The organism is Stenotrophomonas sp. 78350_Sma, from assembly GCF_056482105.1.
The window spans coordinates 999,992-1,022,973 of the sequence record NZ_CM151182.1; the positions used below are offsets into that span (position 1 = coordinate 999,992).

General features: G+C 63.7%; 16 protein-coding genes and 9 tRNA genes. 21 read left to right on the forward strand and 4 right to left on the reverse strand.

The features are described 5' to 3' along the window. The 4 genes from ACZK4H_RS04535 (at position 1) to ACZK4H_RS04550 (ending at position 7,022) form a co-directional block, all read left to right on the forward strand. Complete coding sequence (locus ACZK4H_RS04535; RefSeq protein ID WP_099603924.1) at positions 1-3,606, forward strand: hypothetical protein; 3,606 nt, start codon at positions 1-3, stop codon at positions 3,604-3,606. Further along, positions 3,603-4,604: a hypothetical protein gene (locus ACZK4H_RS04540; RefSeq protein WP_099603923.1), complete on the forward strand. Its 1,002-nt coding sequence runs from the start codon at positions 3,603-3,605 to the stop codon at positions 4,602-4,604. The genes ACZK4H_RS04535 and ACZK4H_RS04540 overlap by 4 nt, the downstream gene beginning before the upstream one ends. Before the next feature lie 1,169 nt (positions 4,605-5,773). Next, entirely contained in the window at positions 5,774-6,799 is a 1,026-nt protein-coding gene (locus ACZK4H_RS04545; RefSeq protein ID WP_241898473.1) for a hypothetical protein, read from the forward strand. Then, positions 6,789-7,022, forward strand: a complete 234-nt coding sequence (locus tag ACZK4H_RS04550; protein ID WP_099603922.1) for a hypothetical protein — start codon at positions 6,789-6,791, stop codon at positions 7,020-7,022. Before ACZK4H_RS04545 ends, ACZK4H_RS04550 begins: the two co-directional genes overlap by 11 nt. Here the strand turns inward: ACZK4H_RS04550 and ACZK4H_RS04555 are convergent, their stop codons facing one another. Beyond that, complete coding sequence (locus ACZK4H_RS04555) at positions 7,023-7,886, reverse strand: hypothetical protein (RefSeq protein ID WP_143570818.1); 864 nt, start codon at positions 7,884-7,886, stop codon at positions 7,023-7,025. It abuts the gene before it with no gap. Positions 7,887-8,099: 213 nt separating this feature from the next. Beyond that, positions 8,100-8,765 (reverse strand): SOS response-associated peptidase, encoded by a 666-nt coding sequence (locus ACZK4H_RS04560; RefSeq protein ID WP_099603920.1) that lies wholly within the window; start codon positions 8,763-8,765, stop codon positions 8,100-8,102. A 264-nt stretch (positions 8,766-9,029) separates the two neighbouring features. Between ACZK4H_RS04560 and ACZK4H_RS04565 the strand changes: the two genes are divergently transcribed. The 16 genes from ACZK4H_RS04565 (at position 9,030) to ACZK4H_RS04640 (ending at position 20,176) form a co-directional block, all read left to right on the forward strand. Continuing rightward, positions 9,030-9,539 carry a hypothetical protein gene (locus tag ACZK4H_RS04565; RefSeq protein WP_099603919.1) on the forward strand — a complete coding sequence of 170 codons (510 nt, stop codon included), beginning with the start codon at positions 9,030-9,032 and terminating at the stop codon, positions 9,537-9,539. A 335-nt stretch (positions 9,540-9,874) separates the two neighbouring features. Continuing rightward, positions 9,875-9,951 (forward strand) — tRNA-His (locus tag ACZK4H_RS04570). A 79-nt stretch (positions 9,952-10,030) separates the two neighbouring features. Continuing rightward, positions 10,031-10,106: transfer RNA gene (locus tag ACZK4H_RS04575), tRNA-Lys, on the forward strand. 198 nt (positions 10,107-10,304) lie between these two features. Continuing rightward, positions 10,305-10,380: transfer RNA gene (locus ACZK4H_RS04580), tRNA-Lys, on the forward strand. 180 nt (positions 10,381-10,560) lie between these two features. Next, positions 10,561-10,645: transfer RNA gene (locus ACZK4H_RS04585), tRNA-Leu, on the forward strand. Positions 10,646-10,834: 189 nt separating this feature from the next. Next, on the forward strand, positions 10,835-12,130 hold the full coding sequence (gene tig / locus ACZK4H_RS04590) for a trigger factor (protein ID WP_049448004.1): 1,296 nt from the start codon (positions 10,835-10,837) through the stop codon (positions 12,128-12,130). A 76-nt stretch (positions 12,131-12,206) separates the two neighbouring features. Next, positions 12,207-12,833: an ATP-dependent Clp endopeptidase proteolytic subunit ClpP gene (clpP, locus tag ACZK4H_RS04595; RefSeq protein WP_004146318.1), complete on the forward strand. Its 627-nt coding sequence runs from the start codon at positions 12,207-12,209 to the stop codon at positions 12,831-12,833. A gap of 126 nt (positions 12,834-12,959) precedes the next feature. Then, positions 12,960-14,249 carry an ATP-dependent Clp protease ATP-binding subunit ClpX gene (gene clpX, locus ACZK4H_RS04600; RefSeq protein WP_004154600.1) on the forward strand — a complete coding sequence of 430 codons (1,290 nt, stop codon included), beginning with the start codon at positions 12,960-12,962 and terminating at the stop codon, positions 14,247-14,249. A 142-nt stretch (positions 14,250-14,391) separates the two neighbouring features. Continuing rightward, positions 14,392-16,842 (forward strand): endopeptidase La, encoded by a 2,451-nt coding sequence (gene lon, locus ACZK4H_RS04605; protein ID WP_099485204.1) that lies wholly within the window; start codon positions 14,392-14,394, stop codon positions 16,840-16,842. A gap of 217 nt (positions 16,843-17,059) precedes the next feature. Continuing rightward, positions 17,060-17,332, forward strand: coding sequence for an HU family DNA-binding protein (locus ACZK4H_RS04610; RefSeq protein WP_004146343.1), 273 nt, complete (start codon positions 17,060-17,062; stop codon positions 17,330-17,332). Positions 17,333-17,343: 11 nt separating this feature from the next. Next, positions 17,344-17,418: transfer RNA gene (locus tag ACZK4H_RS04615), tRNA-Val, on the forward strand. 26 nt (positions 17,419-17,444) lie between these two features. Continuing rightward, positions 17,445-17,521 (forward strand) — tRNA-Asp (locus tag ACZK4H_RS04620). 83 nt (positions 17,522-17,604) lie between these two features. After that, positions 17,605-17,681 (forward strand) — tRNA-Asp (locus ACZK4H_RS04625). An 87-nt stretch (positions 17,682-17,768) separates the two neighbouring features. After that, positions 17,769-17,845 (forward strand) — tRNA-Asp (locus tag ACZK4H_RS04630). A 106-nt stretch (positions 17,846-17,951) separates the two neighbouring features. After that, positions 17,952-18,028, forward strand: a tRNA-Asp gene (locus ACZK4H_RS04635). A gap of 192 nt (positions 18,029-18,220) precedes the next feature. Beyond that, positions 18,221-20,176, forward strand: a complete 1,956-nt coding sequence (locus ACZK4H_RS04640) for a peptidyl-prolyl cis-trans isomerase (protein ID WP_099551256.1) — start codon at positions 18,221-18,223, stop codon at positions 20,174-20,176. A 183-nt stretch (positions 20,177-20,359) separates the two neighbouring features. Here the strand turns inward: ACZK4H_RS04640 and ACZK4H_RS04645 are convergent, their stop codons facing one another. Both ACZK4H_RS04645 and gloB read right to left on the reverse strand, forming a co-directional pair. Beyond that, positions 20,360-21,559 carry a lytic transglycosylase domain-containing protein gene (locus tag ACZK4H_RS04645; protein ID WP_099551255.1) on the reverse strand — a complete coding sequence of 400 codons (1,200 nt, stop codon included), beginning with the start codon at positions 21,557-21,559 and terminating at the stop codon, positions 20,360-20,362. After that, positions 21,556-22,320 carry a hydroxyacylglutathione hydrolase gene (gene gloB, locus ACZK4H_RS04650; RefSeq protein WP_099551254.1) on the reverse strand — a complete coding sequence of 255 codons (765 nt, stop codon included), beginning with the start codon at positions 22,318-22,320 and terminating at the stop codon, positions 21,556-21,558. Before gloB ends, ACZK4H_RS04645 begins: the two co-directional genes overlap by 4 nt. 11 nt (positions 22,321-22,331) lie before the next feature. Here gloB and ACZK4H_RS04655 point away from each other — a divergent pair, with 11 nt between their 5' ends. Continuing rightward, the gene (locus ACZK4H_RS04655; RefSeq protein ID WP_099551253.1) at positions 22,332-22,976 is read left to right on the forward strand and encodes a class I SAM-dependent methyltransferase; all 645 of its coding nucleotides are present in this window, start codon (positions 22,332-22,334) and stop codon (positions 22,974-22,976) included. The last annotated feature ends 6 nt before the right edge of the window (positions 22,977-22,982 follow it).

Below are 22,982 nucleotides of genomic sequence, written 5' to 3' on the forward strand. Positions count from 1 at the left end.
ATGCCCATTTCCGCAACCGACATCAAGCTTCGCCAGTCGCAGCGCCTCACAGACAATCCGGATGGTGGTGGCCGGATGATCCAGGCAGAAGTCCAGGACGGCGCCATGAACAATCTTTTCCCTGACATCGGCGATGAGGAGCGGACTACCGGCCGTGCCACGCTGCGCAAGATGTTTGTGCACGTGGACACTTCGAACGTTGATGTGCTGAAAGATGCTATCGGCGTCCTCATTGAGCCGCCGTCTGACCCGAAGGTGACGGTGAGCATGTTCGCAACGGGGTCCTACAGTGATGTGCGCCTGGACGCCAAGAACAGGGTTGAGAGCTACATCACCCGTGGAACCGAGTCGCGATTCATTCTGATGGGGAACCACTTCATCGGCCAGATGACGCTGCTGGTGTACACGACCGCAGATGCGCCAAGCCCTGACATCAATGACAACCTGTCGCTGTTGACGCCTGCCAGCTCGGGGCATGATGAGGGCGAGCAGTACGTGCGGGTGAAGTCGGTGCTCTCGCGCACGACCCGAACCTTCACGGACGATCAGGGGGCTTTCGAGCGGGACGTTCTGGTCATTGAGCTGGTGAATGCCCTGCTGCGGAATTTCTACGGCCAGGAAGTCGTCCGCTACACCGCAAGCAAGCCGGCCACCCGTGTCTACGATACGAACGTGGTGGATGCCAACAGCTATCACAGCGTGAAGCGCCTTACTGCTGCTGGCAAGCCCGGCGATCTCTCCGTGTTGGTGGACACGCCGTACGTGCCAATCGTACCCACGTCTACCGCTGAAACCCCGGTGAGCGACGTGCTTGCCGGTCTGGGCATGATGAGTTTCGTTCCTTCCGGCGCGGCGGGAAGCCTGGCGCTCAACTTTGCGTCCAGCTTCCAGGCAGGCGTACCGGTTACCCGCTACCTGGGCACAGGAATGGCCGTCGGCAGCGTGAAGGTAGTCGCCGGGAGCGTGGAGCTTGCCGACGATGGTTCCGGATCGTTGACCTCGGTGGCGGTCACGCCCTGGGGCGGAACGGTCGACTATCAGGCGGGCGTGATCTCTGTCACCCATGCTTCTGGCGCGAGCGCCACCTCTATCAGTGTCACGGCGACCCCGGCCGGCGCGATCCCTATGCAGGGCTTTACCGATGAGATCGCGGTGACGCAGAACAACCAAGGCATGGTGTGGCTGATCCAAGCGACGCCCTTGCCTGCGCCTGGTACGGTGATCGTGGATTACCGGGCACTCGGTCGCTGGATTCGGTTGACCGACAATGGTCGGGGGCAACTTGTTGGCAAGCCGGGGCAGGGTAGTGGCACGGTCAATTATTCGACTGGGTCCATCGTGCTCACTGCTGGTGCGTTGCCCGACCTGAAAAGCAGCATCATCGCCGCGTGGGGCACGCCTGTGATCGCTGAATCCCGTGTGGGGGATGCGGCCATCCAGCCGCCGGCATTGCACTTCGTTCTGGGCGAGGGCTCGGCTGTCCCGGGCACCGTCAGCATGACCCTGCGGATCGGTGGTGCAGACGTCGCGGTCACCGACAATGGGGTGGGCGGCATGCTGATCGGCGGTCAGGTGCGCGGGTCAATCGCGTACTCGACGGGTGAGGTATCGCTGCGGCCTGGCACCCTGCCGGATGCGGACAGTCGCCTGGCAATCACCTACGATTGGGGGCAGCCGCTGCATGCTGCTCCGCAGCCGGTACCGGACGCGTCAGGCATCGTCTCCTTCACCTTGCCTCAGGGGCCGGTGCGCGCCGGCTCCGTTCTTCTCGATTGGTTGGTCAGCGTTACCCGTGATCGGGACGACCTGACGTCTGCGTCTCAGCCGATGCGGGTTGTCGCAAAGGACGACGGGAACGGCAACATCGTGGCCGTCTCGGTGGGCGACACAGCATCTACGACGGTGCTCGGTTCCGTGAACTACAGCACCGGCGCGGTGTCCGTGCAGGCCGGAAAGTTCCTGGTGCGCCAGGTTTCCTATCCGCAGTACGAGAACAGGTCCGGGCGGCTCAGAGTTGTAGGGTACGGCCGACTGGACGTGCTTTCACAGTTCTCGGCGGGCACGATCATGTCTGCGGCGTGGCTGCTTGCAGGGGAGAGTTCGCAGCAGGCGCAGGAATCGTTGCCGCTGCCCGCCATGCAGCTGCAGCTGACACCGACTATCAGCGACAGTGTTGTGCCCGGCAGCGTGCGCTTTGGCTTCCGTGGTAGGACTTACATCGATCGGAGCGGTGGGCTGTACCACAGCATCGACCCACAGACTGGAGCCGGCGTCTACGCCGGCACTGTGGACTACACGTCGGGTATGGTGAACCTCACTCAGTGGCAGCCCGGTGGCGGAAACACCGTACAGGTGCTTTCGCTGCTGACCCGGATCGCTGACCCGGGCGTGGCGTACTCCTTCTTCCGCGCGCCAGGCTCACCACTTCGTCCGGGTATGTTCACGCTGCGTGCCAACCGCCTGGACGGCGAGCTGCTGACGGCGACAGCTGACATCAACGGTGACATCACCAGCGCCCAGATCCGCGGCCACGTGGATTGGGAAAGCGGCGTTGCGAAGGTAAAGTTCGGTCAGCTGGTGCCGGTCGCCGGTAATGAAGGCCAAACGTGGTTCGATCCCGGCCAAGTGGAAGGCGACCAGGTCTGGCGCCCGGCCTTAGTGCTAGCCGGCTCAATCTACATGGGAGCGGTGGTTTACCGGTCCATTCCGCTCTCCGAGGTGGTAATCGGCCTGTCGTCGGTCCGCTTGCCCAGTGATGGCCGTGTGCCGGCATTCAAGCCCGGCCAAACGGTGCTGATTCATCACACAGCCAAGCACAGCGTCACGTCGCCGCAGGCGGGCCAGGTCGTGCCTTTCGGCCGCACGCGGATCGCCGGTGTCGAGGTCAGGGACTCCAAGGGGTCTCCGGTCGACAGTGCTTGGTATGCAGTGGATCCCGCGTTGGGTCGGCTGACCTTCAGCGACCCCCTGAACTTGTCCGCCTATACCCTGCCCATCGTGATCAGTGAGCGTGTCGAGGACCGCCGGCTGGTGGTGCAGCCTCAGATCACGGGGGAGATTGAGCTCAATAGTGGGCTTACGCATGACTTCCCTGCAGGGGAGGCGATGATCAGTGCTGCGCTACGGCTTGGCGAGGCGAACGGGTCACTCGATCTGCAGGCACGCACGGTGAACCTGTTCGACCAGGCAGCCTGGACTGGTGTGTGGAGCGACCTGCTGATCGGCAGCGCCGCACCTGGCACGTTCAATGACACCGACTATCCGCTGGTGGTGACCAACGCGGATGCCATTACCGAGCGATGGGCGATTCGCTTCAACAGCTCCACGACGTTCGAGGTGATGGGGGAGACGGTCGGCACCATCACGGCAGGGGCGGTCACCGCCGATTGCGCACCTACCAATCCGCGCACGGGCCGCCCCTACTTCACGATCCCTCGAGCAGGCTGGGGCTCCGGGTGGTCTACCAACAATGTGGTTCGCTTCAACACAGTCGGCGGCTTGGCGCCGATCTGGTTGGTACGGACCACGCTCCCAGGTACACCTGAAAGCGTCGTGGATTCGACTCGCTTCCAGGTCATTGGCAATGTCGCAGGAGTTCAAGCATGAGTCTCGTTCCAACTATTTTTCGAAGCACCGATCCAGGCGCTCCGCTGCTTTCAGGTGTGCCGGGCGCACTGATCGCGCTGCTCGATGCCGTCCTGGTCGATGGCTATGGCGTCGGCGCGGGAAGAAAGGACGGCCTCGGGTGGAAGAAGGGATTCGGTGGGGTAAATATTCGTGCCTATCAGAACTCCCAGTCGTTCGGCACTGGTTACTTTCTGAGGGTGGATGACACCGCAGCAAGATCGGCGTTGCTGCGTGGGTACTCGTCCATGAGCGACTTGAACACGGGGGAGGATGCGACCCCCTCGGCTGCCCTCAAAGCGAATGGATCAATGTGGGAGAAGTCCAACGTCGCGAGCGGCGCGCTCCGGCACTGGATCGCGATCGGTACGGAGCGGTTCTTCTACCTGTTCGTTGACACTGGCGGCAACTACGGAACGCAAGGGTACTCGGGCACGCACGGCCACTATGCTGGTGACATCACGTCGATGAAGCCAGGAGATAGGCATCACTTCACTGTTTCCTACAAAGGAAGCGATAGCGAAGCAAGTAGCACGGTTGGCTACGGGTTCAGAGCGCGAGCATGGAGTGATTTTGGAAGCGCGGACACGCAGACATCCGCCTTCATTGGTCGGTCGATGTCCGGAGTTCCTGGCTCTACTCGCGCGTTTGTCTCGGCGTCAGCTGCCACCACCAACGGTGTTGCACTGGGTAGCCAGTCGAACTACCCGACATATCCGTATGCAGGCAACGGTGGGCTGCTGTATTCGCCCGTCGATGTTCTTGAGAATGCAATGCAGCCACGCGGCTTTTTGCCTGGTGCATTTGCTCCCATCCATCGCCGGCCCTTCCCTGAGATGACCGTTGTTACCGATGTGGATGGGTTGCCAGCTGGTACCCAGCTTCTGGCGAAGTGCGTGACGGTCGATAGTTTCGCGGGTGGCTTCAGCGAAACGTACACCGGCCAGATCCTGATCGATATCACTAACGCGTGGGCTTAGTCATGGCTATTGCTTCAGAGCGATACGGCGTGAGGTGGGCGCGGGTTACCTGGAACGTACCCCGTGCTGCGGTACTGCTTGGATGCCGAAGTTCCTCTGGACAAGCGTGGGCAGGGCCCGGCTATCTCGCCGGTGAGGCGCCGAAGACGAGCGATCCAGCTGAGCCAGACGGGAGGCTGCGCATTCTGAACCAGCCCGCTCAGGGCCGGATCATGGTCTTTGAGCGCGGCAGTGGCATTTGCGTGGCGTCCACGATGAGCCGCGCGGACGGCACTTGGAGAGTAGATCGTCTCCATCCGGCATTCCGTTTCACGGTCATCGGCTTCGATGACCTCGGTCGGCAGAATGCCGCAATCCAGGACTGGATTGCGCCGGCGGCGCGCGAGTAGCGAATGGACCAGCTGGGCAACAGGGTAGTGCTGAACCTGGGCCCGCTCGCTGCGGCGGGCGGTGCCCTGGTCGGCCTGAACCTGGGCGTCGACTGGTGGACGGAGGAGCCGCCGGAACCCGAGCGCGCCTACCTTCGGACGAATTCCTCGCTCTCATGGTCGGTGGCTCGCCCGCACGCAGCCATGATTCTGGTTGGTTGGGGAGGCGAGGGTAGTGCATCGATTGTGGCCTCTTCCGGTTGGCGCCGCGCGCCGCGCCTGCAGGGGAGAGCCACAGCCATGGGGTGGGGTCTTACTCCATTGTTGAGCCGTGGAGGCACCCTGCGGTGGCGGACTTCGCAGGGCATCCTTCGGAGGTCAAATGCCCAGCCGTGGCGGTCCATGGACTTCGAGAGCGTGTCGCTACTGTCCCGATGGGGCACGCCAGGCATCCTCGGCGTGGGCGGCGCTCTGCGCTGGTCTTCGCGGGGGCAGGTGAGCGCGTCGACAGATGCGCGTTGGCTTTCAAGCAACTCAGCGCGAAGCCAATGGCGGGGGACCTGGGGGTGTGGGGATCGTTTGCCCCGCTCTTGGCGGCTGCGCTGGGGTACTGCAGCCAAGCTTCCATGGATAGTGCGGCCTCCAGTTCCACCCGATCCTGATCCCGAGCCCGGTTGGCCGGCCGGCAACATGGTCGGACTGAATTTGGGCTGCCCGGTGGTAGGTGGCTTCGGGGTTGTTCCACTCAATCTCGGCGTTGCCGCGTGCTACGCGGTGCGCCCGCAACGAAGGACGTATGTCGTGATCAACACCGTCTCATTCGTACGGCTGCCGGACCGAATGCCGATCGAAGTAACAAGAATCACCTTGGAATCGGGCCGTAGCGCATGGGGCTGGACGTTTGACTTTGAGCTTGCCGATCCGGCGCAGCTGGATCTCCTGAAACCCACAGCGGCGGGCCCGCGCCAGTTCGAGGTTGTGCTCAATGGCCATGCCTGGACTGGGATCGTGGAGAGCTATCAGAAGCAGCGCGAGTTCGCGGATGGGGCGGTACGCCTCAGTGGCCGGTCGCGCACTGCGCTTCTCGCCGCGCCTTACGCGCCAGCTCGGGTGAAGGTCACCGGCGATGATCGGAGCGTGTCGCAGCTGGTGGCGGAGGAGCTCGCCGATACGGGGTTCACAAGCCAGTACGGAACGGTCGACTGGATTGTTCCTGCGGGTGCGTGGTTCTACGACGCTAACACGCCTCTCGATGCCATCAGTGGCCTGGCCGGGGCAAGTGGCGCGGTGGTGCAGTCCGATCCAGCGCAGCCGGTGTTGCGGGTCAGGGCCAGCTATCCAGTCAGCCCGTGGCATTGGAGGGAATCACCTCCTGACCATGTTGTGCAGGAGGACATCGTCCTTACTGAGAGCCTCCAGATGCGCAGCGCGCCGCTGTACGATGCGGTGGTGGTCACCGGTGAGCTGCCTGGGAAGGGCGTCACCTGCAAAGTGCGCAAGGACGGCGAGGCAGGTCAGCTGTTCGCGCAACAGGTCAGCAGCCCGCTGATCAATGTTGCTGCTGCCGGCGCCGAGCGCGGTCGGAACATCCTCAGCGATCGCGGTGAGCAAGCCGCTGTCGACCTCACCATGCCGCTGTTTCCCAAGCCACTTAGACCAGGTGAGGTCGGTCCCATCATGCCGTTGGACCTGGTGGAGGTCGTTGGCGCTGCGGAGAGATGGCATGGGCAGTGCGAGTCGCTGCGCGTTGATGTTGTGATCGATCAGCAGGCAGTGGTGATCGAGCAGACCGTAACCCTTGAGAGGCACTACAGCGATGCGGACTGATCTTTGGGATCAATTCGGCGAACTGGTCAGCAGCAACCCTCGACTGCTGGCGACCGTCACCGCACACAACAGTGATGGCACCAGCACGCTGACGACGTATGACGGTGTACAGATGCGGGCGTTCGGCCAGCTGCAGCAGGCCTTCCCCTACAACGTCTGGGTTCGCGGTGGTCGGTTGGTCGAGGCGGCTCCCAACCTTCCGGTGATTGAGATCAAGATTTAGTCATGTTCTTGCGTCGATCTTTGGGCAGATTTTCTCCTGTTCAGTGACGTGTCCCCAGTCAATGACCTTGAACGCGGCTATCAGCAAGAGGCCGAATGCTATCAATGCGATAGCGACTGTGCCTATCCGTTGGTAAACGTCTTTATCCGCGCGGCAAATTCGGTCTACCAAGTAGGCGATAATCCTCTCCAGTATTGCTATTCCGGCACAGATGCCAACTAGCCAAAGATGGTAGTAGAGGGGGGCTGCGTCGCCGAAGGTGACAGTTCGTTTGACGGCTGCCGCCAAGGCGACCCCCGCTATTGCGAAGGGAAGCTGTGTCGAGAAAGTAACTATCTCTTTGAACGACTTATTGAGGAAGGCTGCACCTTTGGCGCAGGTCAGCTGGAGTCCCGCTGTTATGGCAATAAGCAAAAGTGAGCTTGCCGAGATGAGTGCAACTGAGACAGCCATCAAGGGTACTGAGGAGAGCCCGGCCAAGGCTTGTGAAGCCACTTTAGCCATATCTTTTCGGAGGAAAAGTTCGGCAACTATGAGAAGCCCGGCCGCAACTCCTACTGAAACGTATGAAGCAAAGGCGGTGCCCAGGAAGTCTGTTAGAGAGCGCCTTAGTTCAGGCATGGTGGGTAGTAATGGGCCGGCCTTACTTGAGCTTTCCACGGTGTGCGTTTTCGCCGGCTCCGGCCGGGTGCGAGAACTTTGCGGCGCAGTTGATACTCCAAGTCGCCACTGTTTGTATGCCCAGGATAAAAATGCTAGTCCGGCCACTGTCGTGATGATGCCGAGCACATTGCGCTTCTGCGCCCGACGGTGGAGAGGCGTGTTGACTGCTGGCTTGTTCACTTCTTGTTGGTCCTCGTCCATGATCGTTCACAGGCCAGCGGCCGACACCACTAAAACTTTAACGTCCACCTGTGGTTTATCAGATGAGCAATCGGTGATCATCAGTGACCGGTGAGGTGTTCGCCGGCTTCGACTTGGTGCCGCTGCAGCTCGACTACGCCACCGGCGCCGAAGAAGTTCGGGGAGCTGATCATCAAGAGCTGGGACGACAGCCAGGCCTCCCTGCTGTAGGCATCACGCAACTTGCTGGAGCAGGTCTTCGCGGTTGTTTCGTGGTGTGTTGACCGCGCGGCTGACCCTATACGCCTCCATGGACGGAGGCGAGCTAGCCAGCAGCATCGCCATGGCATCGTCGGGGCTGGCGGCCATCCAGTCATCGATCTGGCCGGCCTGCAGCCACACCGGCATGCGGTCGTGGATGTCGGCTGAGACGCCGCTGCTGTCGCCGGTGATGACTGTGAAGGTGCCCAGATTGCCTTCGGGCAGCAGCGGGCTGGTGTCCTCCCATAGGCCAGCGGCCAGCAGCGGCTCGGTGGCGTGGATGAACCATGGGTCTTTCTTCCCGTCCTCCGGGTTCACCGACCACTCGTAGTAGCCAGCCATAGGGATCACGCAACGCCGCTTCTTGAAAGCCGACCGGAAGGCGGGCTTGGTGGCCACGGTCTCGATACGGGCGTTGATAGTCGAGCCCTGCAGGCCCTTGGCCTTGGCCCAGAACGGCAGCAGGCCCCACGCTAGGCGGGTGACCTGCCGACCTTCGCCTCGGTCCAGGATCACCGATGCGCGCTGTGTCGGCGCCAGGTTATAGCTGGGCTGGATCTCGGCTAGGCCGGGGGCAAGGTCAGCCAGCCCCGGCTGGCCGAAGTCGATCACGGGGAGCTGGACGAATCGGCCGCACATGGCCGCAGGGTAGTCCGGCTGGCCGTGCCCGGGGCGTGTAGGGACAGCCCGACACAACAGGGCGAGGTCGCCCGATGGTGTCAGCCGGCCAAGACGGGCATCCTGACCTTGCCGGACCCGGGGCCGCAGGCTGCTCAACCCGGGGGCGCGTGAGCAGCGCTGCGCCGGCACAGGGTCGACTATGACTCGACTCTGCCCGAACGATTCAGGCAGGTCGCTGGCGCGTTCGCAGGATCTGCGACCGCCGGTCGTATCCTTCCGGCCATGCTTCCCTCGCACGGCTACCAAGGTTTCCGCACTGCCCCGATCCCCACTGGCTGGGTCCAGACTGGTGAGCGCTGGGCGCTCTGGTACAACGGCCGCGAGACGGCCAGTGTTACGCCCGATGGCGGTCATGGGGTGCGCATGTGGATGGAGGGGCAGAAGTTCTGGGAAGTGAAGCAAGCTCGAGCCGCCAACATCCGACAGGCAAAGCGCTACGCCGAGCGCTGGTGCGCCGCCAGACTGTATCCCGAGCTGCCTCTGCGTGAGGCCGTTGCCCGGCTGACCGACAGCACGCCGATCCAGTTGCCCCCGCAATTGCCCGGACTGCCGCCGACCCGCGAGCAGCAGCAACAGGCTCGACGCCTGGCCGAGGCCGGAGCGAAGGAGGTCGAGCGGATCAAGGCAGCACTCGAACCTCGCAAGCCGCCGGCAGAGACGAAGCCCCGAGCGCGGGACATCCGTAGCAAAGCATGGGTGAGGGCAGGGCTTCGCGATCTACGCGGTTGGTGACGGGGGAGGTTCCCGAATACACCATGCCTGCCCCTTGCAGGACTAGGCGCTTTCCCGATGGCCTCCTGAATTGAACTCAATCTAAGTTGTTGACTACAATGCACAGTCCGCCAGCCTTCTAAGCCGGCGGTTACAGGTTCGATTCCTGTCGGGCGCGCCATCGGCGAGGCACTGGGATCGCATCGGCGGATGTGAAGAAGTGCTTGCAAAAGCGTAAAGACTCCACCAGAATATCGGACTCGCTTCGGCAGACCGGAACTTCGGTGACAGTCCCCAGGCAAAGGTTTGAAGTTCCAGCGCCAGCGGATAGCGGCGAAGGAACAAAAGTTTCAGTGGTGGCTGTAGCTCAGTTGGTTAGAGTACCGGATTGTGATTCCGGTGGTCGGGGGTTCGAATCCCCTCAGCCACCCCACTGATTCAACCGCATCGGCGCAGCCGAAACGGTATTGCAATAAACAGAATGCACGCTACAATGTGCGTCTGGGTTTTACGGGCCGTTAGCTCAGTTGGTAGAGCAGTTGACTCTTAATCAATAGGTCCAAGGTTCGAATCCTTGACGGCCCACCAAGACGGAAGCCACCTGGTATGCCAGGTGGCTTTTTTCTTATTAAGTGTGACCCCATCATTTCGATGGATCACACGCTGAAGCGCTCCGCCTGGCGGGGGTCTGCAGAGGCAGCGGGACAGCAGGACTGGTTTCAACGATGTTGAAAAAAGTGCTTGCACCCACCGAGCGGATCGGGTCATAATTCGCGCCCCGATTTCGGGCTGTTAGCTCAGTTGGTAGAGCAGTTGACTCTTAATCAATAGGTCCAAGGTTCGAATCCTTGACAGCCCACCAGACGAAAGCCACTTGGTTCGCCAAGTGGCTTTTTTCTTGTCCGGGCGTCGCCCGGCCTTCATCCACGAATGGCGTGGATCTACTGAAAGCGCCGGTTGTGCACGAGCTGCCATGTTCAGCTTTGTGCAGGCCTTTCGCTTCCCGGCATCGCCTGCGACAATGAACGTCTGTGCCGGCCACGCGAAAGTGGCGGAATTGGTAGACGCCCTGGATTTAGGTTCCAGTGCCGCAAGGCGTGGGGGTTCGAGTCCCCCCTTTCGCACCAGTGCCGGCCTGTCCCCGCCCTGATCGGGCCATCTGCGCCCCCTTGACCGGCACGCGCTGGCAGTGCAGGCCGAATTGGGCGAAACTAAAGGGCTGCGGCAAGCAGGCGCGTCCCAGACGTCGTGTCCTTACAACCGTTTCATCCCAATCATCGAGCCGGGGGCCTGGGCCACCGGTGGCAGGAGTCAACATGCAAGCTTCGATCGAATCCACCGGCAACCTGGAACGCCGCCTGAGCTTCTCGCTGCCGGAAGAGCGTCTGCAGAGCCACATCGTCGGCCGCCTGGGCGAAATCGCCCGTACCACCCGCATCAAGGGTTTCCGTCCGGGCAAGGTGCCGGCCAAGGTGATCGAGCAGCGCTTCGGCGCGCAGGTCCGTGGCGAGGCGCTGGACGGCCTGCTGCGCGAAACCTTCGACGCGGCCGTGCGCGAGCACGACCTGCGCATCGTCGGCAGCCCGCGCATCGACAAGGGCGACGAGGGTGAGTTCTCCTTCGTCGCCACCGTGGAAGTGGTGCCGGACTTCGGCGACATCGACGTCAGCAAGCTGACCGTCGTGCGCCACAGCGCCGAGATCACCGACGCCGACATCGACCAGATGATCGAGAACCTGCAGAACCAGCGTCGTACCTGGGCCCCGGTCAGCCGTGGCGCACAGGACGGTGATCTGGTCGCCGTGGAAACCTGGTCGCAGGCCGGCGAAGAGCGCCTGCCGGCCGAGGGCACCGAGAAGGGTTCGATCGTGCTCGGCCAGGGCATGATGTTCGAAACCATCGAAAAGGGCCTGGTTGGCCTGGCCAAGGGCGAAGAGAAGACCCTGGACGTCGAGTTCCCGGCGGACTGGCGCGTGCCGGTGCTGGCCGGCAAGACCGTGCAGGTCACCGTCAAGGTTGCCGAAGTTTCCGAGCCGGTCGTGCCGGCGGTCGACGAAGCCTTCATCAAGAGCTTCGGCGTGAAGGGGGGCGATGTGGAGCAGTTCCGCAGCGACATCCGTGCCAACCTGGAGCGCGAGCTGAAGGGCGCCCTGATGAACCGTCTGCGCCGCGAAGTGGGCGAGCAGCTGATTGCCGCCTATTCGTCGGTGGAAATGCCGCCGCGCCTGGTCGAGAACGAGGCCCGCGCCATGCTGGCCCAGCAGGTCGAGCAGATCCGCCGCAACGGCCAGAACGTCGGTGAGATCCCGGCCGATGCCCACGAAGGCTTCAAGGACGCCGCCGCCAAGCGCGTGCTGGTCGGCCTGCTGGTCGGCGAGGTGGCCCGCATCAACGACCTGCGCCTGGAAGCCAAGCGCCTGAACGAAACGATGCGCCTGATCGCTTCGACCTACGAAGAGCCGGAGCAGGTCATTGAGATGTACCGCAACGACCCCCAGCTGATGTCTGGCCTGCAGAACCGTGTGATGGAAGAGCAGGTGATCGACTGGATCGCCGAGCGTGCCCAGCACACCGAAGAGAAGCTGTCGTTCCAGGACGCGATCCGCCAGTAAGCCCGGCCGGATCACCGGATGCCCCGCGCCTTTGCCGGCGCGGGGTTGTTGCCCCCCAAGATAGGTACCTCACGTAATGGACAACCGAACCAAAGCCCTGAACCTGGTTCCGATGGTGGTCGAGCAGACCAGCCGCGGCGAGCGTGCCTACGACATCTATTCGCGCCTGTTGAAGGAGCGCCTGATCTTCCTCGTGGGCCCGATCGACGATCACATGGCCAACGTGGTGGTGGCGCAGTTGCTGTTCCTGGAATCGGAAAACCCGGAAAAGGACATCAACATCTACATCAACTCGCCGGGTGGCGTGGTCACCGCCGGCATGGCGATCTACGACACCATGCAGTACATCAAGCCGAATGTGAGCACCACCTGCATCGGCCAGGCCGCCTCGATGGGCGCCCTGCTGCTGGCCGCGGGCGAAGCCGGCAAGCGCTACGCGCTGCCGAACTCGCGCGTGATGATCCACCAGCCGCTGGGTGGCTACCAGGGCCAGGCGACCGACATCGACATCCACGCGCGTGAGATCCTGACCCTGCGTTCGCGCCTGAACGAGGTGCTGGCCAAGCACACCGGCCAGTCGCTGGAGACGATCGCCCGTGACACCGAGCGCGACAACTTCAAGAGCGCCTTCGAGGCGCAGGCCTACGGTCTGGTCGACCAGGTCCTGGAGCGTCGTCCGGATGAGTCGATCCAGGCCGGCTGACCGGCCTTCACGGGGCCATGGAGGCCCCGTTCCTGCAGGGTCGGGCGGGACTGGTGTCCCCTCGGCCCTGTGCTATTCTCGAATCGAACCCCCGTTCAGCGGGTGGGGTAACTGGGTAAGCGAAGCATGAGCGAAGACCGCCAAGGTCGTTCCACGGACACCGGCAAGATCCTCTACTGCTCTTTCTGCGGCAAGAGCCAGCATGAAGTGCGCAAGCTGATTGCGGGTCCGAGCGTGTTCATCTGTGATGAATGCGTGGAGCTGTGCAACGACATCATCCGCGAGGAACTTGAGGAAAAGGCGCAGTCGGCGCGCAGTTCGCTGCCGAAGCCGCGCGAGATCCTCGAGGTGCTCGACCAGTACGTGATCGGCCAGAACCGCGCCAAGCGCACCCTGGCCGTGGCCGTGTACAACCACTACAAGCGCATCGAGAGCCGGCAGAAGAACGACGACGTCGAACTGGCGAAGTCGAACATCCTGCTGGTCGGCCCGACCGGTTCGGGCAAGACCCTGCTGGCCGAGACCCTGGCCCGCCTGCTCAACGTGCCGTTCACCATGGCCGACGCCACCACGCTGACCGAAGCCGGTTACGTGGGCGAGGACGTGGAGAACATCATCCAGAAGCTGCTGCAGAAGTGCGACTACGATGTCGAGAAGGCGCAGCAGGGCATCGTCTACATCGATGAAATCGACAAGATCTCGCGCAAGAGCGAGAACCCGTCGATCACCCGCGATGTGTCCGGTGAAGGCGTGCAGCAGGCCCTGCTGAAGCTGATCGAAGGCACCGTGGCCAGCGTTCCGCCGCAGGGCGGCCGCAAGCATCCGCAGCAGGAATTCCTGCAGGTGGACACCAAGAACATCCTGTTCATCTGCGGCGGCGCGTTCGCCGGGCTGGACAAGGTGATCCAGGCCCGTTCCACCGACGTCGGCAGCATCGGCTTCGGCGCCAAGGTGAAGAGCAGCGAGCGCAAGCAGGAAGTGGGCAAGGTGCTGGCCGAAGTCGAGCCGGAAGACCTGATCAAGTTCGGCCTGATCCCCGAGTTCGTCGGCCGCCTGCCGGTGGTGGCGACCCTGGAGGAGCTGGACGAGCCGGCCCTGATCAAGATCCTGACCGAGCCGAAGAACGCCATCACCAAGCAGTTCAAGAAGCTGTTCGAGATGGAGAACGTCGAGCTGGAGTTCCGTCCGGACGCGTTGTCGGCCATTGCCCGCAAGGCGCTCAAGCGCAAGACCGGTGCCCGTGGCCTGCGCACCATCGTCGAATCGGTCCTGCTGGACACCATGTACGACCTGCCGTCGCAGGAAAACGTCAGCAAGGTGGTGGTGGACGAGTCGGTGATCGAGCACAAGTCCGAGCCGTACCTGATCTACCAGACCCCGGCGGCCCCTGAACAGAAGGCCGCAGGCGCCGAGTGATCCTTCCAGGTTGTTGATTGGAAAGGATTTTCAAGGAATGCCTTGCATCTGAAAGCCGATGGCCCCATAACGGGGCCATCGGCTTTTTTTGTCTCCGGAAGATGCCCTCCCGGAGGCGGTTTTCCCCTTCCCTGGAGCCCCCATGGCCCGTTCCCCAAGTGAAACCCTCGACCTGCCGGTCCTGCCGCTGCGCGACGTAGTGGTGTTCCCGCACATGGTCATCCCGCTGTTCGTCGGCCGTGACAAGTCCATGCACGCGCTCGAACAGGCAATGGAATCGGACAAGCGCATCCTGCTGCTGGCGCAGAAGTCGGCCGAGACCGATGACCCGCATGCGGCCGACCTCTACCAGGTCGGTACGCTGGCGCAGGTGCTGCAGCTGCTGAAGCTGCCCGACGGCACCATCAAGGTGCTGGTCGAAGGCCTGTCGCGCGTGCAGGTCACCCACGTCGACGAGCGCAACGGCTCGCTGCACGGGCAGGCGGTGGAAATCGACGCCACCGACGAACGCGAGGCCCGCGAGGTCGAGGCGATCGCCCGCTCGCTGATGTCGCTGTTCGAGCAGTACGTCAAGACCAACCGCAAGCTGCCGCCGGAACTGCTGCAGACGCTGTCGGGCATCGATGAGCCGGCGCGCCTGGCCGACACCATCGCCGCGCACATCAGCGTGCGCCTGGCCGACAAGCAGCGCCTGCTGGAAACGCTGGCCGTCGGCGATCGCCTGGAGATGCTGGTCGGCCTGGTCGACGGCGAGATCGACGTGCAGCAGATGGAAAAGCGCATCCGCGGCCGCGTGAAGTCGCAGATGGAGAAGAGCCAGCGCGAGTACTACCTCAACGAACAGATGAAGGCCATCCAGAAGGAACTGGGTGACCTGGACGACGCGCCGGGCGAGCTGGAAGAGCTGGCCCGCAAGATCGCCGAAGCCGGTATGCCGAAGGCGGTTGAAGCCAAGGCGCGCAACGAACTGAACAAGCTCAAGCAGATGTCGCCGATGTCGGCCGAAGCGGCGGTTGTGCGCAACTACCTGGAGTGGCTGCTGGGCGTGCCGTGGAAGAAGCGCAGCAAGGTGCGCAAGGACCTGAAGGCCGCGCAGGACACCCTCGACGCCGATCACTACGGCCTGGAGAAGGTCAAGGAGCGCATCCTTGAATACCTGGCGGTGCAGTCGCGCGTGAAGCAGATGAAGGGCCCGATCCTGTGCCTGGTCGGGCCGCCGGGCGTGGGCAAGACCTCGCTGGGCCAGTCCATCGCCAAGGCCACCAACCGCAAGTTCGTGCGCATGTCGCTGGGCGGCGTGCGCGACGAGGCCGAGATCCGTGGCCACCGCCGTACCTACGTCGGTTCGATGCCGGGCCGCATCGTGCAGAACCTCAACAAGGTCGGCAGCAAGAACCCGCTGTTCGTGCTCGACGAGATCGACAAGATGTCGATGGACTTCCGTGGCGATCCGTCTTCGGCGCTGCTGGAAGTGCTCGATCCGGAGCAGAACAACGCGTTCAACGACCACTACCTGGAAGTGGATCTGGACCTGTCCGAAGTGATGTTCGTGGCGACCTCGAACTCGCTCAACATTCCGGGCCCGCTGCTGGACCGCATGGAAGTGATCCGCATCCCCGGCTACACCGAGGACGAGAAGCTCAACATCGCCACCCGTTACCTGGTGCCGAAGCAGATCAAGGCCAACGGCCTGCAGCCGGAAGAACTGGAGATCGGCAGCGATGCCATCCAGGACATCGTGCGTTACTACACGCGCGAATCGGGCGTGCGCAACCTGGAACGCGAGATCGCCAAGATCTGCCGCAAGGTGGTGAAGGAGATCGCGCTGGCCGGCCCGCAGCCGGCGGCGAAGGCGAAGAAGGGTGCGAAGAAGAAGGCGCTGGTGAGCGTGTCCAGCAAGAACCTGGACAAGTACCTGGGCGTGCGTCGCTTCGACTTCGGCCGTGCCGAGGAAGAGAACGAGATCGGCCTGGTCACCGGCCTGGCCTGGACCGAGGTCGGCGGCGATCTTCTGCAGATCGAATCGACGCTGGTGCCGGGCAAGGGCCAGCTGATCCTGACCGGCCAGCTCGGCAACGTGATGAAGGAATCTGCGTCGGCGGCGCTGTCGGTGGTGCGTTCGCGCGCCGTGGGCTTTGGCATCGACAGCGACTTCCTGCAGAAGCACGACGTGCACCTGCACGTGCCCGATGGTGCCACGCCGAAGGACGGCCCGAGTGCCGGCGCGGCGATGGTGACCTCGCTGGTGTCGATGCTGACCAAGGTGCCGGTGCGTGCTGACGTGGCGATGACCGGCGAGATCACCCTGCGTGGTCGCGTCACCGCGATCGGTGGCCTGAAGGAAAAGCTGCTGGCGGCACTGCGTGGTGGCATCCGCACGGTGATCATCCCGGAAGAGAACCGCAAGGACCTGGCCGACATTCCGGCCAACGTCACCCGCGATCTGAAGATCGTGCCGGTGAAGTACATCGAAGAAGTCCTGGACCTGGCGCTGGAGCGTCCGTTGGCACCGAAGAAGGCGCGCAAGAGTGCGCAGCGTGTCACGGTGCGCAGCAAGGCCAAACCGAGTGGAAGCGCGCGCGTCAAGCATTGACGCGCGCTGTCCAATGGCCCGAAACCCGCGTCGTTGCTGGCTTTCCAGCTTGCGTGGGGGTAGGGCCACTGGTATAAAAGCAGCACTCGCGAATGAGTGATCGCTGTCAGCGATGACTGAATCGGCGAACCGTTTCCACATGGCGGCCGCATGCAGAAGGCGTGCGGTTGCTTCCCTGTCGAATAAGCGGAACCCACCGCCAAAGGAGTTGTAGAGAATGAACAAGACCGAATTGATCGATGCCGTTGCTGAAGCTGCCGACCTGACCAAGGCCGAGTCCAGCCGCGCTGTCGATGCCGTCGTTGCTGCCGTCACCAAGGCGCTGAAGGACGGCGATGCGGTCACCCTGGTTGGCTTCGGTACCTTCCAGGTCCGCGACCGTGCTGCACGCACCGGCCGCAACCCGAAGACCGGCGACACCATCAAGATCGCTGCTTCGAAGAATCCGTCGTTCAAGGCTGGTAAGGCCCTGAAGGATGCTGTAAACTAAGCGGCTCGCTGGGGTGCTTAGCTCAGCGGTAGAGCGTCTCCTTTACACGGAGAGGGTCGGGGGTTCGAAACCCTCAGCACCCACCACAGCACCGCGGTAAAAGTTTGAGTGTGGAGCGGTAGTTCAGCTGGTTAGAATGCTGGCCTGTCACGCCGGAGGTCGCGGGTTCGAGTCCCGTCCGCTCCGCCATTCAACGAGGCCTCCGGCCAAAAGCTGGAGGCTTTGTTTTCTCCCCGGTCCAGGCCGGCTGAAAACAAAAAAGGTAACAACGCGGAGCGGTAGTTCAGCTGGTTAGAATGCTGGCCTGTCACGCCGGAGGTCGCGGGTTCGAGTCCCGTCCGCTCCGCCACTACATCGAGGCCCCCGGCCTGAAGCCGGGGGCCTTGTCTTCTCCCCGGAAGGTTCGGGAAGAAGGCGAAAAGGTTTTTGCAAGAACGGAGCGGTAGTTCAGCTGGTTAGAATGCTGGCCTGTCACGCCGGAGGTCGCGGGTTCGAGTCCCGTCCGCTCCGCCATTGCAGAATTCTTAAGTCCCTGTGAAAAAACTTTGAAAAAAGTGTTCATCGGGCTGGGTTTCCAGGGAGTCTTCGGATATACTGGGCGCCTGCAAAGTTTCAGCGCGGAGCGGTAGTTCAGCTGGTTAGAATGCTGGCCTGTCACGCCGGAGGTCGCGGGTTCGAGTCCCGTCCGCTCCGCCAACTCTAAAAGCCCTCGGCGCAAGCCGGGGGCTTTTTCTTTGTGTCATGCGTGCAATCGCACGCGCGGGGGGGATCTGCCCGCCGCGTGTTGCCGCGAAGGCGCGCGCAGGCCATGCGGGCGCTGCTTTTGGTCCCTGCGGCGAAGCGGGTTACACTGCCGGGCTCGCCAATCAGGCCTTGTGATTCCTCACCATGCTGCAGAAACTCCGCGACAAGACCTCAGGCTGGATCGTCACCGTGATCCTGGGGCTGCTGATGATTCCGTTCCTGTTCGTGATCGACAACAGCTACCTTGGTGGCGTTGGCGCACAGAACGTGGCCAAGGTTTCCGCGCCCCCGACCTGGTGGCGTTCGGCACCGTCGTGGTGGCCGGTGCGCATGCTGTGGCAGCACCATGAGATCAGCGCGCAGGATTTCCGCACCCGCTTCGAGCAGGAGCGCATGCGTGAGCGCCAGCAGCAGGGCGAGAATTTCGACCCGCGCGCGTTCGAGAGCACTGAGAACAAGCTGGCCGTGCTCGATCAGCTGATCGACGAGCAGGTCGTGCGCCTGGTCGGCGAGCAGGCCGGTGTCGTGATCGGCGATGGCGCGGTGCGCGAGTACATCGCCACCATCCCGGCCTTCCTCGATTCGAACGGCAAGTTCAACGAGAACAACTACCGCCTGGCGCTGGCCGGTGGCAATCCGCCGCGTACCCCGACCCAGTTCCAGGAACTGGTGCGTGAGAGCCTGCAGCAGTCGGTGATTCCGTCGGGCCTGCAGAACTCGGGCTTCGTCACCCAGTCCGAGACCGAGCGCCTGCTGAAGCTGCTGGGCGAGACCCGCGACGTCGAACTGGCCGCATTGCCGGAAGTGCCGGCCGACACCGCGCCGGTGACCGATGCGCAGATCAAGCAGTGGTACGACAGCCATGGCAAGGACTTCCGCCAGGCCGAGAGTGTCTCGCTCGAGTACGTTGAGATCAATGGCGCGAACCTGCCGGCAGCGACCGCAGCCGACGAAGCCACCCTGCGCAAGCGCTATGAAGACGAGAAGGCGAAGTTCACCACGCCGGAGCAGCGCCAGGCCTCGCATATCCTGATCACCGGCGACGGTGCCGAAGCCAAGGCGAACAAGATTGCCGCCGAAGCCAAGGCCGCCGGCGCCGACTTCGCTGCACTGGCCAAGGCCAACTCGGAAGACCCGGGCTCGAAGGACCAGGGCGGTGACCTGGGTTGGGTCGAACGCGGCGCGATGGTCAAGCCGTTCGAAGATGCACTGTTCGCTGCCAAGGCCGGTGACGTGATCGGCCCGGTCAAGACCGAGTTCGGCTATCACATCATCAAGGTTGCCGCGGTCCGTGGTGGCCAGGGCAAGTCGTTCGAGGAAGTGCGTGACACGCTGGCCGCCGAGCAGCTGAAGGCCGACGGCGAGCGCGGCTTCAACGAACTGGCCGGCCGTCTGGTCGACGCCATCAACAAGAGCCCGAGCGATCTGGCGGCTGCGGCCAAGGAAGTGAACCTGCCGCTGCAGACCCTGGGCCCGATCACCCGTGCCACCGCCAGTGGCATCGCCGCTGACCCGGTCGTGCTGCGTGCCGCGTTCTCCGACGTGCTGGTGCAGGACGGGACCGCCAGCGATCCGATCGCTCTGGGCGGTGCGACCAACCACAGTGTGGTCATCCGTGTGGCCGCGCACACCCCGGAACAGGCCATGCCGCTGGACAAGGCCCGCGAGCAGGTGATCGCCGCGATCCGTGCCGACCGTCAGCGCCAGGCCAGCGACAAGGCGGCCGATGCCGTGCTGGCCAAGCTGAAGGCGGGCGCTACCCTGCAGTCGCTGGCGGCCAGCGAGAAGCTGCAGCTGAGCCCGATGCCGGGCCTGCCGCGCAGCCAGCCGGTGCCGACCCCGGAAATCAACCGCGCGATCTTCAGCGCGCCGGTGCCGGCGGATGGCAAGCCGAGCTACGGCAAGGTCGACGTCAACGGCCACGCGCTGCTGTTCGCGGTGAACAAGGTGAACCCGGGCGACGTGAAGGAAGTGACCGCCGAGCAGCAGAAGCAGCTGAAGGACCAGCTGAGCCAGATCGATGGCATGGCTGCGGCCAAGGCCTACGTCGAGGCGATGCGCAAGAAGTTCGTGATCCAGACCACCGAAGCGAACCTGTAAGCCTCGCGGTGGGCAGGACGAGAAAGGCCCGGCAATGCCGGGCCTTTTTTGTTGGAGCGTTGCTGGAAGTTGAACTGTGGAGCCGAGCCCATGCTCGGCTTGTCATGAATCCAGGCAAGTCGCAGGCAAGAAAAAAGCCGAGCGTGGGCTCGGCTCTACGTGGGGAGGCGCTTGGCCTGTCCGTCAGTCTTCCACGCGCAGTACCGCGCCAGGCTTCAGCACGCTGCTGCCGCTCAGGCCGTTCAGCGACAGCAGGGCCTTCACCGGCATGCCATAGCGGCGGGCGATCGTCCAGGCCGACTCGCCATCACGCACGGTGTGGCGGCGGCTGCGCGGACGGTCGGCGATCGCGGCGACGGTCCTGGTGGCCTGCGGCGCGGGTACAGCGGCCGCCACCGGTGCGGCGCTGGCGACCAGCGCGGTCGCTGTCTCCGTCACCGTCGCATTTGCAGCCGAGACAGGTGCCAGCACTCGGGTGGTGCCCGAGGGGCGGCCACCGGAGGCCAGGGCCGGATTGAGGCGGGCGATCCTCGCCGGGTCCAGGGCGCGCTGTGCGGCCCACTGCTGCACGCTGGTGCCCGCAGGCAGGGTGTGGTCCTTCAGTACCGGCACGGTGCGGTCCAGCGAGGCCATCACGCCGGGCTGGTCTTCCACGTCTTCCAGCACGCACGCCAGGGCATGCAGCTTCTCGACGTAGGCATGGGTAACCGGCGACAGGCCAGGCAGCGCCGACGGCTTGGCGTTCTGCGCGTTCATGCCGGCCTTGCGCATGGACTGCAGCACGCGGTACTCGCCGGCGTTGTAGGCCATGGTGGCCAGGCGCCAGTCGCCGCCGAACATGCCGTGCAGGGTCTTCAGGTAGCGCACTGCGGCCTGGGTCGAATCGACTGCCGACAGGCGGCCGTCATAGCCGTTGGCCATCGGCACGCGGTGGTTGCGCGCGGTGGTGGCGATGAACTGCCACAGGCCGGTCGGGCCGCTGCCGTTGCGGGCATTGGGCCGGTAGCCGCTTTCCACGAAGGGAATCAGCGCGAACTCGGTGGGCAGGTTCGCCTTGCGCAGCTCTTCGACCACATAGCCGAACAGCACCAGCGCATCGTCATCCTGGTTGGCCAGGCGCGAGGGGGCGTGGGCGAACTGCTTCTGCCAGCGCGGGCTGGTGGCCTCTGCGTCGCAGCTGGGTTCGGCCAGGCCGTCGCGGAAGCTGGTGAAGATCTCCTGGCCGTTGCGCACCGAAGCGGCCGGCAGCGCCGAGGGATCCAGCGGCAGGGCCGCGGCAGCGGTCAGGTTCTGGCTGATGCCGGCGCCCAGCGACTGTGCGCCTGCGGTTCCGGCCAGCCCCAGGGCAAGGCCCAGGGCCAGCGGCAGACTTCGGCGCATCATGCGCGGAAGCCGTCTTTCCAGTGCCGGAGACCGGCCATCACGTCGACGTCGTCCACGACGTCACGGCCCAGGTGTGCCGATACCGACGCACGGATCGGTGCAGCGTGCACACGCAGGAAGGGATTGCAGTCGAATTCGTTGGCCAGGGTTACCGGCAGGGTGGAACGGTCATCGCGGCGCATGGCCAAAGCCTCCTCTTGGCGCTGCCACAAGGCAGCGTTGGCGGGGTCGACATGCCGCGCGAAGACGGCATTTGACACGGTGTACTCATGAGCGCAACAAAGCAGCAGTTGCGCGGGCAGGGCACCCAGCTTGCGCATCGACGCCAGCAGCTGGGACGGCGTACCTTCGAACAGGCGTCCACAGCCCAGGCTGAACAACGAATCTCCGCTGAAAAGATGTTCAGCAGTGTGAAACGCGATGTGGCTGCGGGTATGCCCGGGCACGGATAGTACGTGGAACGTCCGGCCCAGTGCCTGAACGCGTTCACCTTCGCCGACCCGCTCGGTCGCCGTGGGAATGCGTTCCTCGACCGGCGCGACAACCCGCGCGCCGGGGAAACGTGCCTGCAATGCCGGCACGCCACCGATGTGGTCGTCGTGGTGATGGGTAAGCAGGATCGTGTCCACGCGCAGGCCCTGATCGGCCAGCGCGAGCACGGGCGCGGCATCACCGGGGTCGACGACCACGGCGGCGCCATCGTTGTCGATCAGCGTCCAGATGTAGTTATCCGCAAATGCGGGCAGGGCAGTCAGTCGCATAGAATTGGACCATGCCCGCGCTGCAGAGCACCCGTCAAGCGAGCCAGACCCCGTGGTTCGACAGTGAACCGGCGGAGTCCTTGCGCGTGCTGGAGCGGCAATTGCTGCTGCCACAGCTGTCGGTGCTGCCGGCGCAGCCCTGGCTGTGGATCGCACCAAGTGTGGCCTGGCTGGACGATGCACAGCTGGGCGGACGCGGTCTGCGCCTGTACCGGCAGGGGCCGGGCTATGACGGCGATACCCGCTGCGGGCTGCCCTTGCCCCTGGCCAACGAGAGCGTCAATGCGATCGTGCTGCAGCATGTCACCACAGGCGATGCCGACCAGCTGCTCGACGAGTGCGAGCGCGTACTGATGCCGGGCGGGCATTTGTGGCTGAGCAGCCTCAATCCGTTCAGCCCGTACCGCACCCACTGGCGGCAGCATGGGCTGGTGGTGCGTACGCCGCAGCGGATCCGCCTGCTGCTCGGCCGCCATGGCCTGGAGTGCGACGATGTGCGCTACCTCGGCCCGCTCTGGCGCGGTGCCGGCAGCCGTCGCCCGGGGGGCTGGGCGCCATTGCGCGCGGCCTGCCTGTTCCATGCGGAAAAACGCACGCTGGCCCTGCCCGGGCCGAAACCGCTGCCGGTGCGCTGGCACGGCACCGTAGCTACTTGATTCTGG